The organism is Longimicrobium sp., from assembly GCF_036554565.1.
Classification (GTDB): Bacteria; Gemmatimonadota; Gemmatimonadetes; order Longimicrobiales; family Longimicrobiaceae; genus Longimicrobium.
This window is the reverse complement of record NZ_DATBNB010000423.1, coordinates 1-3,110: the sequence shown is the minus strand read 5'-3', so window position 1 is coordinate 3,110 and position 3,110 is coordinate 1. Positions and strand designations below refer to the sequence as shown.

Genomic DNA, 3,110 nt, shown 5'->3' with positions numbered 1-3,110 from the left:
GCCAGCCACGCGTCGGGCGAGGCGTCGCCGCCGCCCGCACCCGCGGGCGCCTTGCGCGTGCGCTTGCGGGGCGGCTCGACGGCCTCCGTCTGCCCATCCTGCTGTGGAGCTTCGTCCTCCGCCTTCGTCATCCGAGCCGTTCCGCTTTCAGTTCCAACGGGGGGCCGGTCCTTCCGTCCCTTCGCTCCCACCCACGGCCGCCGGTGCTACGGCCGCGTTTCGTCCATCACCCACCTGCAGTACGGCGCCAGCCCGTCTTCTACCGGGGCCACCACCAGCTCCGGAACCTGGTACGGGTGCAGCTCCGGCAGCCGCTCCTTGAGCCGGGCCACGTTCTCCCGGCGGGTCTTGATCAGCAGCAGCACCTCGGGATCGGCGTGCACCTGCCCTTCCCACCGATACACGGACGTGAGGCCGGGAACCAGGTTGGCGCAGGCGATCAGCCCCTCTTCCACCAGCGCGCGGGCGATCCGCTCCGCCGTCGCGGCGTCGGGCGCGGTGCTGAAGGCAATGACGATCTCCGGGGCGCCTTCGCCACTCACAGCGGAAGCTGAAGCTCCGGCGAGCCTTCGCCCTCGCCCGTCAACTCCGCCAGCGTCTGCCTGGCGTGGCTGACGTGGCGCTGCGCGTTGGGCGTTTGCGGTGGCCGGGCCAGGAACGCCCGCAGGTGCGCCACGGCCTGGTCCTGCTGCCCCTGCTGAAGCAGCAGAAAGGCGAGTCCGTAGTGGGCGCCCGAGGCGTGGGGCTTCAGTTCCAGCACGCGGCGGTAGGTTTTCAGCGCCTCGTCGGTCATGCCGATGCGCGTGTACGTCACCGCGATCTGCTGCAGGACGTCGGTATCGTTGGGGCTTTCACGGAGCGCCAGCCGAAACGAGGTAAGGGCCTCGTGGTACTTCTCCTGGTGGAGCAGGACCGTGCCCTCCTCGTAGTAATCCGGCTCCCGCTCCTGCGAGCCGGAGCGGCCGCCGATCAGGTTCGTGAACCAGGACATAGCCACGAAGTGGAGATGCGAGAAGGACTTGTCTGTGGGCCGCGGAGGCGCGGCTTTGACTGCCGGCGGGACCCGCTCGGCGGGGCGCGCCAGCCGCGCCCCGAAGGTTCCCAAGGTACTGGCGAGGGGCCGCTCCCGCAACCGAGCGGAGCGCGTGTCAGCCCGGCCGCCGGCCCCCCAGCTGCACCGGCCGGCCGGGCGCCGCGGCCACCACCACACCCTCCTGTTCCAGCATCACCTGCGCCCCCAGCACCCGCAGCCGCGCGGCGGTTTCTGCGTCGGCGGGGTCCACCAGGAGCCGGGCGCCGGGGGCGAGTACCCGCAGCGCCTCGCGGAGCCGCGCGTCGCCGGCCCCGCCCGTGAGCGCCACGCCGCGCATCGCTCCGTCACGGAAGGGCAGCGCGGCCCCGGCCCTCACCCGGCTGACCCCCGGCTCCATCGCCGGAGGCTGCGCCGTGGCGTCATCCAGAGCGACGACTTCCACCTCCGGCACCATCGTCGCGAGAGCCGCCGCGTGACGCGCGCCGGGGCCCTCCACCATCACCAGTCCCCGCGCCCCGGCCAGCCCCATCAGCGCGGCGAGCTTCACCGGCGCATCCGGATCGTCCGCGGGGGGATCGGCAGCGGCATCCGCCTCCCCCGCGGGAACGAGGGAAAGGTGGGCGACGCCGCCGCGGACGGGGTAGGTTTCGCGGCAGTTGGCGCACCCCAGCCGTCCCTCCACCACGCGGCGCTCCTCCAGCCGGTCGGCCTGCACCAGCAGCCCGAACCCGGGGCCGCAGCGCGGGCAGGTGAGGGCGTCCGTCAGCAGGATGTACATCGGCAGCCTACCAGGTGGGCTTGAGCGAGTACTGCGCCCACTGGTTGGGGGTTTCCCACACCTTAACGTACACCAGGTTCTGGCCCTCGGGCCCCAGGCGGGCCTGCAGCTCCTGGAAGATCCACCGCGCCTGGTTCTCGGCGCTGGGCTCCAGCTCGGTGAAGGGCGGGATGTCGTTGATGTTGTGGTGGTCCAGCTCGTTGGCGATGGCGCGCAGGTGGCGCTTGGCGTCGCCGAAGTCGAACGCCATGCCGCCGGGGCCCACGTCTTCGAAGGCCAGGCCGGCCTCGACGACGTAGTGGTGGCCATGGAGGTTTTCGCACTTTCCCTTGTAGTCGCGAAGGAAGTGCGCGGAATCGTACGAGGCCTTTACGTTCAGCAGGAACATGGGCTTTCAGCCGGCTGCTTCTACGGCGATGCTGGGGATTTGCACGCCCGGGGGCTGCGACGCCGCAAACACCACGGCGCGCGCCACGTCTTCGGGGCGCATCATGGACGCGCGCGACGGAAGGTCGGCGCGCTCGTCCGGATTGACGGTGTTCCACAGGGGCGTGTCGGTGGCCGCCGGCTCCACCAGCGTGGCGCGCACGCCCGTTCCGCGCAGTTCGGCCAGCAGCACCTCGTGCAGGCCGCGCAGGCCGAACTTGGAGGCGGAATACCCGCCGTTCTCCGGAAAGGCCACCCGCCCGGCGACGGAGCCCAGGTGGATGAAGTGCCCGCTGCCGCGCCGCAGCATGGCGGGCAGAAAGGCGCGGATCAGCAGGAACGGGCCGCGGAGGTTGGCGGCCAGCATCCGGTCGAAGTCCGCGGGGTCGGCGCGGTCCAGCCGCGCGAGCGAAAACGCCCCCGCGGCGCCGACGATCAGGTCGGGCGCATCGCCCAGCAGCTCGGCGACGTAGGTGGCGAGCGTGTGCACGCCCTCGTGGGTGCCCACGTCGGCGGGCATGGCGTGGCCGCCCACCTCGGCGGCGGCGCGCGCCAGCGGCTCGGGCGAGCGCGCCACCAGGCCCACCCAGGCGCCCGCGGCCGCAAGCTCGCGCGCCACCGCCAGGCCGATGCCGCTGGAGGCTCCCGTCACCAGCGCCGTTTTCCCCTTCAGCCCCTCCATCCCGTTCCCCTGAGCCGGTTCTGGCATTGGATGATGATGTGGTTGGTGGATGAAAGGTGCTGCCGATTCAAAGGGCGAACACTAGAGGTGCAGACTTCAACGTCGAGCCGGGGGAGGCATGGATTGGCGCATGCCGCGGCGCCCCCCATCCCCAACCCTTCCCCCGCAAACTGCGCGGGGGAAGGGAGCCA

General features: G+C 71.7%; 5 protein-coding genes. All 5 read right to left on the bottom strand.

Going from position 1 to position 3,110, the window contains the following annotated elements:
- Window positions 1–206: 206 nt before the first annotated feature.
- Window positions 207–542, bottom strand: a complete 336-nt coding sequence (cutA, locus tag VIB55_RS11540; protein WP_331876813.1) for a divalent-cation tolerance protein CutA — start codon at window positions 540–542, stop codon at window positions 207–209.
- The gene (locus VIB55_RS11535; protein WP_331876812.1) at window positions 539–991 is read right to left on the bottom strand and encodes a tetratricopeptide repeat protein; all 453 of its coding nucleotides are present in this window, start codon (window positions 989–991) and stop codon (window positions 539–541) included. Before VIB55_RS11535 ends, cutA begins: the two co-directional genes overlap by 4 nt.
- Before the next feature lie 157 nt (window positions 992–1,148).
- Window positions 1,149–1,811: a Trm112 family protein gene (locus VIB55_RS11530; RefSeq protein ID WP_331876811.1), complete on the bottom strand. Its 663-nt coding sequence runs from the start codon at window positions 1,809–1,811 to the stop codon at window positions 1,149–1,151.
- Between the two features lie 7 nt (window positions 1,812–1,818).
- Window positions 1,819–2,199 (bottom strand): 6-carboxytetrahydropterin synthase, encoded by a 381-nt coding sequence (locus tag VIB55_RS11525; RefSeq protein WP_331876810.1) that lies wholly within the window; start codon window positions 2,197–2,199, stop codon window positions 1,819–1,821.
- A 6-nt stretch (window positions 2,200–2,205) separates the two neighbouring features.
- A complete protein-coding gene (locus VIB55_RS11520; RefSeq protein ID WP_331876809.1) occupies window positions 2,206–2,946 on the bottom strand; it encodes an SDR family oxidoreductase in 741 nt (246 codons plus the stop codon).
- Window positions 2,947–3,110 lie beyond the last annotated feature (164 nt).